A 14,718-nucleotide genomic window follows, 5' to 3' on the forward strand; every position below is an offset into this window, starting at 1 on the left:
CAGAAGCCGTCAGAAACAGCCAGCAAGAGGCAGCGCGGCCATGCGCGAACCAGACCGCATAGTCCGGTTAAAGACCGTCCTCGCCAGGACCGGGCTGTCCCGGTCGACGATCTACCGCAAGATCGCCGATGGCACGTTCCCGGCCCAGCTCAAGATCAGCACCAACGGCACAGGCTGGCATGAATCCGAAATCAACCGATGGATCGCAGATCCAGTCGGATGGCGTCCGATAGGCGAGTTCGATGAAGTTCGGTGAGGCTCCTGCCTGAAATCCGCTAGAGTGGCCGATTGCTTTCGTTCGTTGGCGGGCACTTCCGATTGCTGCACCGATAAAAGTATTGCTGTTCATTCGAGTTGGATCGAATTCAATTGCTGAGGTTCGCAAAAGGATAACGATCATGGCTCGCCAGGAAAGCACGGGACTAAGACGAACAATTCGACGGCATCAGCTCCGTGAAATGGTGCCTCTTGCCGACAGCACCATCTACGAAATGGAGCAGCGCGGCGAATTCCCACGACGCTTCGCGCTCTCTCCTCGCTGCGTTGTGTGGGACCTGAGTGAAGTGGAGGCCTGGCTTTCGCTGCGCCGGAGCGCGCCCCTCACCCGTGCTCCACATCCAGACGTGAAACTGCGACAAAGCCGTCCGGTCAAAGAGCAGGATCGGGCTCGAAGATCGGCATCGAAGGCGGAATAAGCACCGGAGAATACTTTTTCCTCCGACCCAGGCGTCGAGGATGTTAGACCATTCCTGCATCATGTGGCGCCGCTGCAGCTCGTACTCCGCCTTGTTGTAGACGCCACGCGACGAGCGACCATCCTCGTGGGCCAGACACTTCTCGATCCAATCACTGTTGAACCCAAGCTCGTTGAGCAGTGTCGACGCCGTCCGCCTGAGGTCGTGCACCGTGAAATGTTCCAGGGGCAGCCCCTCGTTCCGAGCGCGTTCGACGACTGCGGTGGTGACACGATTGAAGGTCGCTCGCGACATCGGGCTGTCGGCATCATACCTGGATGGAAGCACATATCGCGAGTTGCCGGCGCAGGTTTTCAGCGCAATGAAGATATCGAGCATCTGGCGCGAGAGGTACACATTATGCGCCTTCGACCGCTTCATCCGCTCCTTTGGGATGGTCCAGACAGCATTCTCGAAGTCAACTTCATCCCAGGTCGCATCCTGCAATTCGCTTTTCCGCACCATGGTGAGAAGATACAGCCTCACGCCGAGCCGGATCGTTGGCAGTGTCGCAACATGCTCCAGCTGCTTGAGCATGATCCGGATTTCTGTAGGCGACAGCGAGCGATCGCGGGGTACAAACTGCGCGATCGATGATGGACCGACGTCGTCGGCTGGATTGGCGACCTTCTCGCCGTGCAGAATCGCAAAGCCATAGATCTGCTTGACGATATCGCGGACGTGGATCGCGGTTGCCGGCGCCCCCCGGTCGACGATTGCCGCACAATGCTTCCGCAAATCGTCCGGCGTGATTTCGGACAACAATCGCCTCCGCCAAGGCGGCAACAGCTCGCGCTCGAAAATTGAACGACGCATCGCTCTCGTGCTGTCAGCCATGGGAGCGCCTGTGAGCCACTTCTCACCAAACTCGCCGAATGCCTTGGCTTCCATCAGGCGCCGTTTTGCGCGCTGCTTCTCGATGGCTGGTGAGCGCCCCTCCTTGATGGCGCGCCTAGCATCGATGCAGAGCTCTCTTGCTCGTGCAAGCGACAGCTCGGCCGGACCGTATTTGCCGAAGGTGATGGTCTCCCTGCGTCCGTTCATCCGATAGTCGAGCCGGAACGAGATCGAGCCCTTCGTGCTGACGAGGACGTACATGCCGTCCCGATCGGTCACCTTGTAGGACTTTTCCTTTGGTCTCAGATGCTTAAGCGCGGCATCGGTCAGCATTTGTCCGCCTTCTGGGTTCGATACCGTCATGCCGATTTCGGCCGCGGATCTGAAAGGAAAGCGACGCTATTTCAATTGGTTGGACCAAAAGAAATACCGTCAGGGCTCATTTCGAGCTGACGGTATCGATCAAAACGGGGTGGGAATATGGAAGCCGATGCCGCCAAACAGTCCGGCACGCTGGACCATCGTCCACCGATAGCCCGCGATAGGTATCGGCAGAATTTATTTTTTATTTCAGATGGTTAGTGCGTAGATTTGGATAGATCTGGCGAGCTTCGGATAGGCGCGAATTATTCCCACTCAATCGTCCCCGGCGGCTTGCTCGTCACATCGTACACCACCCTATTCACGCCCTTCACCTCGTTGATGATGCGCGTGGCCGTATTGCCCAAAAACTTCATATCAAACGGATAGAAATCCGCCGTCATGCCGTCGGTCGACGTGACGGCGCGCAGGCCGACGACGTAGTCGTAGGTGCGGCCGTCGCCCATGACGCCGACGGTCTTGACGGGGAGCAGCACCGCAAAAGCCTGCCAGATGGTGTCGTAGAGGCCGGCCTTGCGGATCTCGTCGATGTAGATGGCGTCGGCCTTGCGCAGGATGTCGAGCTTGTCGACCGTGATCTCGCCGGGGCAGCGGATGGCGAGGCCCGGGCCCGGGAACGGGTGGCGGCCGACGAACACATCCGGCAGGCCGAGCTCGCGGCCAAGCACGCGGACCTCGTCCTTGAACAATTCGCGCAGCGGCTCGACCAGCTTCATGTTCATGCGGGCCGGAAGGCCGCCGACATTGTGGTGCGACTTGATCGTCACCGAGGGACCGCCGGTGAAGGAGACGCTCTCGATCACGTCGGGATAGAGCGTGCCCTGCGCCAGGAAATCGGCGCCGCCGATCTTCTTGGCTTCGGCCTCGAACACGTCGATGAAGAGGCGTCCGATCGTCTTGCGCTTCGCTTCCGGGTCGGTGACCCCCGCGAGCTCGCCGAGGAAGAGCTTTGAGGCGTCCACATGCACCAGCGGGATGTTGTAGTGGTGCCGGAACAGGTCGACGACGGTCTCGGCCTCGTTGAGCCTGAGCAGGCCGTGATCGACGAACACGCAGGTGAGCTGGTCGCCGATCGCCTCGTGGATCAGCACCGCGGCGACAGCGGAATCAACGCCACCGGAGAGGCCGCAGATCACCTTGCCTTTCCCCACCTGCGCGCGGATCTTCTTGATCTCCTCGGCGCGGAAGGCGTGCATGGTCCAGTCACCGCCGAGACCGGCGATGTTGCGGACGAAGTTGCGGATCAGCTTGGCGCCGTCCGGCGTGTGCACCACCTCGGGGTGGAACATCAGGCCGTAATACTTGCGCTGCTCGTCCTGGATCACGGCGAACGGTGCGTTCGGCGAGACGCCGGCGACAGAGAAGCCCGGCGGCATCTGGGTGATGCGGTCGCCATGGCTCATCCACACTTGGTGCTGCTCGCCCGGCTGCCAGACGCCGTCGAACAGGCGGCTCGATGTCTTCACCTCGACGTCGGCGCGGCCGAACTCGCGGTGATGGCCGCCCTCGACGGTGCCGCCGAGCTGGGCGGCCATCGTCATCTGGCCGTAGCAGATGCCCATCACGGGGACGCCCGAGTCGAAGATCAGTTGCGGGGCGCGCGGGGAGCCCTCTTCGTGGACGGATTCGGGGCCGCCGGACAGGATCACGGCCTTCGGCTGCATCTGCCGGAAGGCGGCCTCCGCCTTCTGGAACGGCACGATCTCGCAATACACGCCGTCCTCGCGCACCCGGCGCGCGATCAGCTGCGTGACCTGGCTGCCGAAATCGACGATCAGGATCTTGTCGTGGAGCGCGGCCACGGAGGTGTCAGTGGCGGCGCTGGCGGGGGTGTTGGGCTGGGCTGTCATGGCAAGGAATTACGCCGAGAGCACGAGTCCCGCAACCCTTCGCCGGGGTTGACGCCCTTTCCTCCCCGTCATTCCGGGGCGCGCGGAGCGCGAGCCCGGAATCCATAACCACGACCGGGAGTATGGATTCCGGGCCCGCGCCAAGGGGCGCGTCCCGGAATGACAGCGTGCTTGTGGCAACGCCGTCATACCCCGCGAAGGCGGGGTATCCAGTACGCCGCGGCGTCTCGGTCGGCCACGACCGGCGGGTGGATTACTGGGTCCCCCGCTTTCGCAGAGGACGACGGTGGAGGATGCCGCGGCTGCCTCCTCCGTCATTGCGAGCGCAGCGAAGCAATCCAGAGTCTCGCGCGCAACCCTGGATTGCTTCGCTGCGCTCGCAATGACGGCGGTGGGTGGAGTTTAGGCCTGCTTCTTCAATACCGACACGAAGAACCCGTCCGTCCCCGTCCGGCGCGGGGTCATCAGCCAGCCCTCCTCCGTCTTCAGCGCGGCCTCGGCGAAGGCCTCGGCCTTGTCCCAGAGGACGGTGGCGGTCTGGTCTGGGGGCTGGATGGCGAAGGCCGGGTGCCGATCCACGAAGGCGCGGACCTGGTCGCCATTTTCGGGCTGCAGCACCGAGCAGGTGATGTAGGCGATGCGGCCGCCGGGCTTGACCAGGGAGGCGGCGCGGTCGAGCACTTCGGCCTGGTCCTTCAGCCGGATCTCCAGCGCGCCGGGGCGCATGCGCCATTTGGCGTCGGGATTGCGGCGCCAGGTGCCGGTGCCCGTGCAGGGGGCATCGATGACGACGAGATCGGCCGAGGCCTTGATGTCGGCGAGCGGATCGGCGTCACCCTTGGGGCTGCGCACATCGGCATTGTGGACGCCGGCGCGCGACAGCCGCTCGTGGATGGGCGCGAGCTGGCGCTTGTCGTGGTCGGTGGCGATCAGCCGGCCCTTGCCGCCCATCATCGCGGCCAGCGCCAAGGTCTTGCCGCCGGCGCCGGCGCAGAGGTCGATGACCTGCTCGCCGGGCTTGGCGGCCGTGAACAGCGCCGCGAGCTGCGAGCCCTCGTCCTGGACCTCGATCGCGCCCTTGATGAAATCCTCCTCGGCATGGATTCCGGGATTGCGCGCGTCGGCACCGAGCGTGATGCGCAGGCCGATCGGCGACCACGGCGTCGGCACCGCGCCGAGATGCTTCAGCGAGGCCTGCACCTTGTCGCGCTTGGCCTTCAGCGTGTTGACGCGCAGGTCGAGCGGCGCGCGGCTGGCCATCGCCATGGCCTCCGCGACGCGGTCGTCGCCGAACACCGCAGTGAGATACGGGTCGAGCCAGTCGGGATAGTCGCCGGCGACCGGCGGCGGCGCGCCCTCGGTCGTGCGCGAGGCCAGCGCCGTCTCCTCCTGCGCGGTCAAGGGCGGCGGCGCGAAGCGGCTGCCGTCGCACATCGCCGCGATGGTCGGCACATCGAGGCCGCGCTCGAGCTTGAGCATGCCGAGCACCCGCGCCCGCGCCGTGTCGTCCTCCATGACATAGGCGCTGGAGGCACGGCGGCGGAGCACGTCCCAGACCAGGCCGGCGATGGCGGCCCGGTCGCCGGAGCCGGCGAAGCGGTGGCTGGTGCCCCAGTCCTTCAAGGCCTTGGCCGCCGGCGCCCTCTGGGCCTCGATGGTCTCGATGATGTCGATGGCGGCGGACAGCCGGGCGGCGGGGGTCATTCAGGAGGTCCAGTTCTAGATCAGGAGAAGGATCTTGAGGGCGAAATACAGCCACATCGCCAGCAGCACCAGCGCCGAGGCGATCCAGGCGAGCCCGCGCTGGCGGCTGTCCTTGGCGCCGCTGACGAGGCCGGCATTGACGAAGCGGGTCACCACGAACACCCAGGACAGCAGCACGATGACCAGATCGGCATGCCGCAGCGGCAGCGCAATCGCGATCAGCGCGTAGAACAGCGTCGGCAGGCCGAATTCGTCGGCGACGTCAGCGGTTTGTGCCCGTGTCCTGTTCCAGAACAGCAGCGCGAAGGTGAGCCCGACCTGCACGAAGACGGGCAGCAGCACCATGGTCAGCGACATGGAAAATCCCCCTCGGGAAAGTCGAAGGCCCGGCATGATGCCGGGCCCTCGTGGATGAACCGGTTCCCTCAGGACTCCCGATAAGCGCCCGTGGTTCCCGCTTTTTTCCAGACAGGCTTAAGAATTACATCAGGCGTGCTCAGGCCTTGTCGGGTCCGACCCGCACCAGCTGCTTGCCGAAATTGGCGCCCTTGAGCAGGCCCATGAACGCGGACGGCGCGTTCTCCAGGCCCTCGGTGACGTACTCCTTGTACTTGACCTTGCCGTCGCGGACCCAGGCCGACATGTCCTTGAGGAAGTCGCCATGGCGGGAGGCGAAGTCGGAGACGATGAAGCCGCGGATGGTCAGCCGCTTGGTCAGCACGTTGCGCATCAGCGCGCCGGCCCATTTCGGCGCGACCGACTGGGTGTCGTTGTAATGCGCGATCAGGCCGCAGACCGGCATGCGGGCGAAGGCGTTGAACAGCGGGAACACCGCCTCGAACACCGGGCCGCCGACATTCTCGAAATAGACGTCGATGCCCTTGGGGCAGGCCTCTTTCAGCTTCGCGGCGAGATCGGGATCGCGGTGATCGAGGCAGTCGTCGAAGCCGAACTCGTTCTTCACATAGTCGCATTTGTCCTTGCCGCCGGCGATGCCGATGGCGCGGGCGCCCTTGATCCTGGCGATCTGCCCGACCGCCGAGCCGACCGCACCGGAGGCCGCGGCAACCACGACCGTTTCGCCGGCCTTGGGCTGGCCGATGTCGAGCAGGCCGGTGTAGGCGGTCATGCCGGGCATGCCGAGCACGCCGACGGCGGTCGAGATCGGCGCCAGCGCCGGATCGACCTTGGCGAGGCCCTTGCCGTCGGAGATCGCGTGCGTCTGCCAGCCGGCGCGCGCCAGCACGATATCGCCGGCCTTGAAGCCGGGATTGTTGGAGGCCACGACTTCGCAGACGGTCCCCGCTTCCATGACGCCGCCGACCGGCACCGGCTGGGCATAGGACGGCCCGTCGCTCATGCGCCCGCGCATGTACGGATCGAGCGACAGCCAGATCGTGCGCAGCAGCACCTCGCCCGCGCCCGGCGTCGGGACGGCGTAGTCCTCGAGACGGAAATCAGTGGGCTTGGGCTCGCCGACGGGACGGGCGGCGAGAACGATGCGCTTGGCTTGGGACATGGTGTTTCCTCCTGATGTTATTATGCTTGCTGAGGGAGCGGTGCCCTCTCCTCCGTCATTCCGGGGCGCGCGTTAGCGCGAACCCGGAATCCAGAGGTGAGGTGCGCAGGTGATGATGCAAGACAATATCGGGATTCCGGGTTCAGCACGCCGCGCGTTGCGCGTCGCGCTGCCCCGGAATGACGTGGGTATGGCTTACGCCCCACCCGGATAGTTCGGGCTTTCGCGGGTGATCGTCACGTCGTGGACGTGGCTTTCGCGCAGGCCGGCGCCGGTGATGCGGACGAACTCGGCCTTGGAGTGAAATTCGCCGAGATCCTTGGCGCCGACATAGCCCATGGCTGCACGGAGGCCGCCGGCGAGCTGGTGCATGACGTTGCCGACCGGGCCCTTGTACGGCACCTGGCCCTCGATGCCCTCCGGCACGAGCTTCAAGGTGTCCTTGATGTCCTGCTGGAAGTAGCGGTCGGCCGAGCCGCGCGCCATCGCGCCGACCGAGCCCATGCCGCGATAGGCCTTGTAGGAGCGGCCCTGCCACAGGAACACTTCGCCCGGGGTCTCGTCGGTGCCGGCGAGCAGCGAACCGACCATGGCGACATCGGCACCGGCGGCGAGCGCCTTGGCGAGGTCGCCGGAGAACTTGATGCCGCCATCGGCGATCACCGGTACGTCGGCCTTCTTGGCGGCCTCGACCGCATCCATGATCGCGGTGAGCTGCGGCACGCCGACGCCGGCGACAATGCGCGTGGTGCAGATCGAGCCCGGGCCGATGCCGACCTTGACCGCGTCTGCGCCGGCATCGATCAGCGCCTGCGCGCCGTCGCGGGTGGCGATGTTGCCGGCGATCACCTGCACCGCGTTGGAGATGCGCTTGATGCGGTTGACCGCCTCGAGCACGCGCGAGGAATGACCATGCGCGGTGTCGACCACGACGAGGTCGACGCCGGCCTCGATCAGCTTTTCGGTGCGCTCGAAGCCGCCCTCGCCGACCGTCGTCGCCGCGGCCACGCGCAGCCGGCCCTGGCCGTCCTTGCAGGCGAGCGGATGGGCGACCGCCTTCTCCATGTCCTTGACGGTGATCAGGCCGACGCAGCGATACTGGTCGTCGACGACCAGCAGCTTCTCGATGCGGTGCTTGTGCAGGATCTTCTTGGCCTCGTCCTGGCCGACGCCCTCGCGCACGGTGACGAGGTTCTCATGCGTCATCAGCTCGGAGATCTTCTGGCGCGGATCGGTGGCGAAGCGCACGTCGCGATTGGTGAGGATGCCGACCAGCTTGCCCGGGATGCCCTTGCCGCCGCCGGTGACCACCGGGATGCCGGAGAAGCCGTAATCCTTCATCAGCGCCAGCGCGTCGGCGAGCGTGGCGTCCGGCGCGATGGTCAGCGGGTTCACCACCATGCCCGACTCGAACTTCTTGACCTGGCGCACCTGGGCGGCCTGGCCCTCGGGATCGAAATTGCGGTGGATGACGCCGATACCGCCGGCCTGCGCCATGGCGATCGCCATGCGCGCCTCGGTGACGGTATCCATGGCGGAGGCCATGATCGGAATGTTGAGCGGGATCTCGCGCGTCACGCGCGAGCGGATGTCGACCTCGGAGGGCAGCACATCGGACAGGCCCGGCTTCAAGAGCACGTCGTCGAAGGTGAAGGCTTCGCGAAGTGTCTGGACGGTCGCCATCGTCAACTCCTTGTCTGCGGCCAAAACGGCCGCGATGCGGGTACGGATGAGCGACGCCGCCGTCGAGACCATGCCTCGCCGTCGAATCGGTGCCCATCGGTGGGGTTGACGCGGGTCGATAGCATGGGCCTGTGACGAATCAAAGGGCCGATCCGCTGTCCTCCCGCGATTGCGAAGAACGGCCCAGACCGGCCCCGATCAGGTCCGAAACGCGCAACAAAAGGTCGCGAAGACCCCCATTCCGGAGCAGAAGTTCCGCGCCTAGCGCCATGCGCCCGGCGGTGGCCCGTAGCGGCGGATGGCCTCGACCACCTCGCGGTGTCGCCGGTCCTCCCGCCGCGTGTGCACGGCGACCAAAGCGTGCGCCGAGGGCACCAGCAGCAGCACGTGGAAGAACAGGCCGAGGATCAGGCACACCAGACACAGCAGCAGGTTGAAGATCGCCGCGAACGGCTGCCCGTTGAGCAGCAGACCCAGCGGCGGCACCAAAGCGGCGAGCAGGTAGATCATCGGCACATCTCCAACAAAACGGGACGCGGCAGCGTCACGCTGCATCTAGGGGGCCATGCCAGCAGCGCAATGGCCTCGTTCGTCGCAGGGTGTTAAAGCCCCGGCGCCCGCCCTCCTCCTCCCGCTGCCGACCTCCGATGAACAAGCAACGCGTCATTCCGCTGATCGTCGCCACCGCCCTGTTCATGGAGAACATGGACTCCACGGTCATCGCGACCTCGCTGCCGGCGATCGCCAGGGACATCGGCACCAGCCCGCTGACGCTCAAGCTCGCCATCACCTCCTATCTGCTGTCGCTGGCGGTATTCATCCCGGCGAGCGGCTGGACCGCCGACCGCTTCGGCGCGCGACGGGTGTTCTCGAGCGCGGTCGCCGTGTTCATGATCGGCTCGATCGGCTGCGCGCTCGCCAACTCCGTCGAGAACTTCGTGTTCGCGCGCATCCTGCAGGGCATGGGCGGGGCGATGATGACGCCGGTCGGGCGTCTCGTTCTCTTGCGTTCCGTCGACAAGAGCGCCCTCGTCGGCGCCATGGCCTGGGTCACCATCCCCGCGCTGATCGGTCCGGTCATCGGGCCGCCGGTCGGCGGCTTCATCACCACCTATTTCTCCTGGCACTGGATCTTCCTGATCAACATCCCGATCGGCATCGTCGGCATCATCATGGCGCTGCGCTTCATCGATCCGATCAAGAGCGACAATCCCGAGCCGTTCGATCTCTATGGCATGGTGCTGGCCGGCATCGGCCTCGCCGGCCTCGCCTTCGGTCTCTCGGTCGCCGGTCTCAACCTGCTGCCGTGGCCGGTGGTCGCGAGTCTCGTTGCGATCGGCGCGATCTCGATGACGCTCTACGTCCGCCACTCCTGGCGCACCAACTCTCCTGTGCTCGATTTCTCGCTGCTGCGGCTGCCGACCCTGCGTGCCTCGATCGTCGGCGGCTTCATGTTTCGCCTGGGCATCGGCGCCCTGCCCTTCCTGCTGCCGCTGCTGATGCAGCTCGGCTTCGGGCTGTCGCCGTTCCAGTCCGGCCTCGTCACCTTCGGCTCCTCCGCCGGCGCAATGGGCATGAAGGCGCTGGCCGCGCGCCTCATCCGCGCCTTCGGCTTCCGCCATCTGATGACCGTCAATGCCGTCGTCAGTTCGGTCTTCCTCGCCGCCTGCGCGCTGTTCACGCCGGCGACCCCGCTGCTGCTGATCCTGATCATTCTCGTGGTCGGCGGCTTCTTCCGCTCGCTGCAGTTCACCGCGATCAACACCGTCGCCTATGCCGAGGTCGAGACTGCCCAGATGAGCCGCGCCACGACGCTCACCAGCGTCAACCAGCAGCTCGCGATCTCCGCCGGCGTCGCGGTCGGCGCGTTCTCGGTGGAGACCACGATGTGGATGCACGGCGCGAGCCAGCTCACCGCGGCGTCCTTCGCGCCCGCCTTCATCGTCGTCGCGATCACGTCGGCGCTGTCGTCGATCCTGTTCTGGCAGATGCCGGATGACGCCGGCAGCGAGATCTCAGGCCGCAAGGTGGCCGCGATCGCGAGCCGCAAGGGCGCCGAGAAGGGCGCGGAGAAGGCCGCCAGGAAATCGGCGAGCGAGACCACGCATGATGCGCGGGATCAGAAGCTCGGCTGATCGTCCCGCTTCCGGCTCAAGGCCGCCTCGCCCCGGACTTCCAGTAGTCGGCCAGGCGATCGGCCCACATCCGCGCGTGCAACTCGGTGCCGGCATGGCTCATGTGGCAGCCATCGTGGCGCAGCTTGAGCCCGATCTGGTCGGTATCCGGGCCAGGATAAACGCCGAGTGCCGGGTTCGGCACGGCGGCCTGGGCTGAACGGATGATCTCGTCGGGAACACTGCCGCAGAGCGTCGCCGTGGCGACGAAGATCGGCGCCGTCAGGTCGGCCGCCCGCAGGCCGGCAACGATCTCAAGATAATTGCGCAAGTAGGACAGTCGTCCCGCTTCCTTCATTTTCGCAGTGACGTGCAGGGACGCGCCGTCCTCCGCACCATTGGTGGAGAACGCGAAGGCGTTGTACTCGCCCTGATGCCAGAGCACCGCGCTCGGTTCGAGACCTACGTCGCGCAGGCCGGCGACGGTTGCGAGCAGCACCTCGAAATACTTGCCGCCGCGGGCGCGCCACTCCTCGAGATAAGTCCCGCCGATCGCAACGGGTGCGATCACGACCGTCTTCGCCAGCCCGCGATCGATCAATTCGTCGCCCAACCGGGTGGCGACGTTCTCGCCCTCGCCCGGCGTTCCCAGCAATGGATTGCGCGCCACGTAGCAGCGGCCGTCGAAGCGGTCGAAATTGTAGAACCGGTTGTGAGGCTGATAGAGCCGGCCACTCTGATCGGGCGCGCCGGTGTTGGAGATGTTCGACTGGCCCGCGGTCAGAAGCACCACCAGCCCCTCGCGCGGAATCGCGTCGCAGGCAATCGGCGTGGCCCTGGCACGCACAGCCTCGTTGTCCGGCAGGAGGCAGCGCGAGGCGTTGCCGCCCGCGATGAAATCCGCGTCAGAACCGTACAGTGCACGGGCCAGGTTGCGTCCCTGCAGCAGGCTCTGCACCTCCGGGTCGCCGCTCGCGCCATCGATACGACGGTCGATGTCGGCAAAGGCGGCGCGCCGCGTGCGCACCTGCTCCAGCAGTGCCAGGAACCCAGGGGCGGTCGAGATGGGTCCGACGGCGCAGGGAACGCAATTGCCGTCGCGCGATTTGGCCGAGGTGGTCGGCTGGCAGACGTCGCGGGCCGGCAGCACCTCCGCAGCTCCTGCCGTCGCGGTCAACGAGACGGCCAACCACGCTGCGACAAGCGTGGCCACGATTGCGCGTCGCATCATGCTCGGATCACTTCTTTCGTCGCCTCGGTTGACGGCCGCCTCAGGCGCCGGGCATCTGACTCCCAGCCTCGAACATGCCTGAGGAGACCGGATTTCCATTATAGTCCGACTTCATGAAAGAGAGCCGAATCGATCCGCAGCCGCTCGCGGCGATGGCGATGAACTGTTGGCCGTCCGCGCTTCTCCTGGCAGCGACGGCGCTTGCCGCCCCGGCACTCGGCGGCATCGTCAGACCAGCCTTCATCCTCGGCTGCGCGGTGGCCGGCTGGTTCGCGTGGCGTCGCAGCCCCGCGGCCCACGTGCAGTCGGCGATCCTGATGTTCGCCTTTGCTCCTTTCGTGCGCCGCCTGGTCGACATCTCCGCAGGGTTCGATTCGTCCGGCGTCATGCTGAGCGGCCCGCTGCTGTTCATCATCGCGCCAGTTCCGAGTCTGGTGCTTTCGCCCTCGGACAAGGACAGGCCGGGCAATCCCTGGCTCGTGGCGCCCTTCATCGTCCTCGCCTGCATCGTCTATGGCGGCGCGCTGTCGATCTTCCAGAATGACTGGTTCAACGCCGCCAATGGCGGAATGAAATGGGCCGCGCCCGTACTCTATGCGATCGCCCTGCAGCAGCGGGCGCGATCCGACGGCGCCCTGCTCGATGCAATCACGCGCGTATTCCTGCTGGTGCTGCCCGTCACCGGCCTTTACGGCATCTGGCAATATGTCGATCCGCAAGGCTGGGATCGGTTCTGGATGGTGAATGCCAGCATCACCTCGGCCGGCTATCCGCTGCCCTACATGGTGCGCGTGTTCAGCACGATGAACGGCCCGGCCAGCTACGCGACCTTCACGGCCACCGGCCTGCTGCTGGTGGGCTTCCTGCGCCCGGGATGGCTGGCAATGGCGGCGATGGCGCCCGCGGCGCTCGGCTTGTTGCTGTCGCTCTACCGCACCAGCTGGATCACGCTCGCGGTGGGCGTGCTGTTCTGCATGTTGTTCCCCGCGACGCGGCGTCGGGCCGTATCGATCACGGTCGGATTGGTCGGCGCGGTGATCGTCACCGTCATGTTCACGCCGTTCGCGGAGGTCATCACCTCCCGTCTGGAATCGCTCGGCAGCGCGTCGCAGGACAGCAGCGGCAGCGAGCGGCTGGATGAGTTCGTCACGCTGTGGAATGCGCCGAACAGCATGGTCCTGGGATCGGGCTTCACCATCACCGACGTCGGCGTCGCCGGCGCGATGCCGATCGACGGGCAGATCATCGCAAGCTGGGTGACGATGGGCATTCCGGTCGGACTGATCTGCCTCGCGGCCTATGTCTGGGTTGGGCTCGCCGCCACCGGCGCCGCGTGGCGGATACCGACGCGCGAGGGCGCCGTGCTCGGGGCGCTCGCCATCAGTGCGCTCTTGATTCAGCTGCCGCTGACCAGCATCTCCTCCGGCGAGGTCTCGGCGCTGTTCTGGATGCTCGTCGCGATGGCCTGTCCGCTCGACCAGATGGCCGACGGAGCACGGCGCACCGTCGCCGCTCGGCAGCATCAGGCCGGCGCCTGATCGGACGTTGCAGCGCGCGGCGTGATCGCCGCAGTCTGGAGCTTGCGGGAGGCCGGCGGTGCGAGCCCGAAGACGGCCAGCAGATTGAGCCGCCGCAGGATGGCATGCGCGATCAGAGGAAGCACCACGCCGGCCGCCGTTCCGGCCAGCAGATAGACCCATGGCGATGGCGGGATGTGCAGCTTCAGCATGATGATCCGCATGCCCGAGCCGGCAAGGATGTGCAGCACATAGATCGTCATCGACGCGACGCCTGCGGCCGCAAGCCAGCGATGGCTCGTTGGCGCGAGCAGCTTGCAGAGCCCGACCGTGCCGGCGATCCCGAGCACACAGGCCGGCAGGGAGGCGAGCCCGTTGGCGTCCATGCCGGACAGCTGGCCGCCCACCGCCACTGCGGCCGCAAACGCGATCCCGATCACGGCCAACGCGGACCAGCCGGACGGCCGCCATTCCGCCACAACGCTGACACCGTAGACACCCGCGACGTAGAACGGCAGATGATGCAGCGTGAGCGCGAGGTCCGGCCGGATCGGCAGCGCGAGGAACACGCCGAGCCCGGCCAGCGCGAGCGTGGTCAAAACCGTCCGCGACGGGACCAGCACCGCGATCACGTGGCAGATCATCAGCGCGTAGAGGAACCAGAATTGCGCGATTGGACGATACCAGATCGCGGTGAGATCGCCGGGATGTATCGGGATGTTGGCATCCCGCGCCAGCAGCATCGTGATCCCGCCCTGGATCAGCGACCACAGCACATAGGGATAGGCGATGGTCCAGAGCTTGGAGGTGAGGAAAGGACGCGCGCCGCGCCGCAAGCTGTGCTGCACGTTCAAGCCGGCCAGGAAGAAGAACAGCGGCATGTGGAACGTATAGAGCGTGTAGTCCATCCAGCGCGCGACGGCTCCATCCGGGAAGATGCCGGGGCGCACCAGACCGCCAAGCACATGACCGTACACCACCAGGATGACACCGAGGCCGCGCGCGAAATCGATCCACGCCGTGCGCGCGGTGTCAGCCGTTGCCCTCTGCGTTCCAGCATCCATGCCCGACTTGTCCTGCCTCTGTCGCGCAGCCCGCGTCCGGTCCGCGATGCTGCGAAGTCAGCGCCCCAAGTCATATCGCAGCCG

Annotated in this window: 12 protein-coding genes and 1 pseudogene; 4 read left to right on the plus strand and 9 right to left on the minus strand. The window is 65.9% G+C overall.

What is annotated here, in order from left to right; all coding sequences use genetic code 11:
- Nucleotides 1-40: 40 nt before the first annotated feature.
- Nucleotides 41-256 (plus strand): AlpA family transcriptional regulator, encoded by a 216-nt coding sequence (locus QX094_RS29345; protein WP_315705328.1) that lies wholly within the window; start codon nucleotides 41-43, stop codon nucleotides 254-256.
- A gap of 142 nt (nucleotides 257-398) precedes the next feature.
- Complete coding sequence (locus QX094_RS29350) at nucleotides 399-695, plus strand: helix-turn-helix transcriptional regulator (protein WP_315705327.1); 297 nt, start codon at nucleotides 399-401, stop codon at nucleotides 693-695.
- Here the strand turns inward: QX094_RS29350 and QX094_RS29355 are convergent.
- The 7 genes and pseudogenes from QX094_RS29355 to QX094_RS29385 all read right to left on the minus strand — a co-directional run bounded on the left by QX094_RS29355 (nucleotide 649) and on the right by QX094_RS29385 (nucleotide 9,218).
- A pseudogene (locus tag QX094_RS29355) lies at nucleotides 649-1,904 on the minus strand (tyrosine-type recombinase/integrase). The gene QX094_RS29350 and the pseudogene QX094_RS29355 overlap by 47 nt on opposite strands.
- A 293-nt stretch (nucleotides 1,905-2,197) precedes the next feature.
- On the minus strand, nucleotides 2,198-3,802 hold the full coding sequence (gene guaA / locus QX094_RS29360; protein WP_316185953.1) for a glutamine-hydrolyzing GMP synthase: 1,605 nt from the start codon (nucleotides 3,800-3,802) through the stop codon (nucleotides 2,198-2,200).
- A 402-nt stretch (nucleotides 3,803-4,204) separates the two neighbouring features.
- Nucleotides 4,205-5,506, minus strand: coding sequence for an RsmB/NOP family class I SAM-dependent RNA methyltransferase (locus QX094_RS29365; protein WP_316185952.1), 1,302 nt, complete (start codon nucleotides 5,504-5,506; stop codon nucleotides 4,205-4,207).
- Nucleotides 5,507-5,521: 15 nt separating this feature from the next.
- Complete coding sequence (locus tag QX094_RS29370) at nucleotides 5,522-5,863, minus strand: MAPEG family protein (RefSeq protein WP_315714408.1); 342 nt, start codon at nucleotides 5,861-5,863, stop codon at nucleotides 5,522-5,524.
- Nucleotides 5,864-6,002: 139 nt separating this feature from the next.
- Nucleotides 6,003-7,025: an NADP-dependent oxidoreductase gene (locus tag QX094_RS29375; RefSeq protein WP_316185951.1), complete on the minus strand. Its 1,023-nt coding sequence runs from the start codon at nucleotides 7,023-7,025 to the stop codon at nucleotides 6,003-6,005.
- Nucleotides 7,026-7,220: 195 nt separating this feature from the next.
- Entirely contained in the window at nucleotides 7,221-8,708 is a 1,488-nt protein-coding gene (guaB, locus tag QX094_RS29380; RefSeq protein ID WP_315827414.1) for an IMP dehydrogenase, read from the minus strand.
- Nucleotides 8,709-8,969: 261 nt separating this feature from the next.
- On the minus strand, nucleotides 8,970-9,218 hold the full coding sequence (locus QX094_RS29385; protein ID WP_316185950.1) for a hypothetical protein: 249 nt from the start codon (nucleotides 9,216-9,218) through the stop codon (nucleotides 8,970-8,972).
- A gap of 137 nt (nucleotides 9,219-9,355) precedes the next feature.
- On the opposite strand from QX094_RS29385, the gene QX094_RS29390 reads away from it, so the two are divergent.
- Nucleotides 9,356-10,843, plus strand: coding sequence for an MDR family MFS transporter (locus tag QX094_RS29390; RefSeq protein WP_315749788.1), 1,488 nt, complete (start codon nucleotides 9,356-9,358; stop codon nucleotides 10,841-10,843).
- A gap of 16 nt (nucleotides 10,844-10,859) precedes the next feature.
- Here the strand turns inward: QX094_RS29390 and QX094_RS29395 are convergent, their stop codons facing one another.
- Nucleotides 10,860-12,053 carry a sialate O-acetylesterase gene (locus QX094_RS29395; protein ID WP_316185949.1) on the minus strand — a complete coding sequence of 398 codons (1,194 nt, stop codon included), beginning with the start codon at nucleotides 12,051-12,053 and terminating at the stop codon, nucleotides 10,860-10,862.
- Nucleotides 12,054-12,166: 113 nt separating this feature from the next.
- Between QX094_RS29395 and QX094_RS29400 the strand changes: the two genes are divergently transcribed.
- Nucleotides 12,167-13,591 carry an O-antigen ligase family protein gene (locus QX094_RS29400; RefSeq protein ID WP_316185948.1) on the plus strand — a complete coding sequence of 475 codons (1,425 nt, stop codon included), beginning with the start codon at nucleotides 12,167-12,169 and terminating at the stop codon, nucleotides 13,589-13,591.
- Here QX094_RS29400 and QX094_RS29405 read toward each other — a convergent pair.
- Nucleotides 13,576-14,634, minus strand: coding sequence for an acyltransferase (locus QX094_RS29405; protein ID WP_316173928.1), 1,059 nt, complete (start codon nucleotides 14,632-14,634; stop codon nucleotides 13,576-13,578). The two genes, QX094_RS29400 and QX094_RS29405, sit on opposite strands and share 16 nt — an antisense overlap.
- Nucleotides 14,635-14,718 lie beyond the last annotated feature (84 nt).

The organism is Bradyrhizobium sp. SZCCHNS1050, assembly GCF_032484785.1.
Lineage (GTDB): Bacteria > Pseudomonadota > Alphaproteobacteria > Rhizobiales > Xanthobacteraceae > Bradyrhizobium.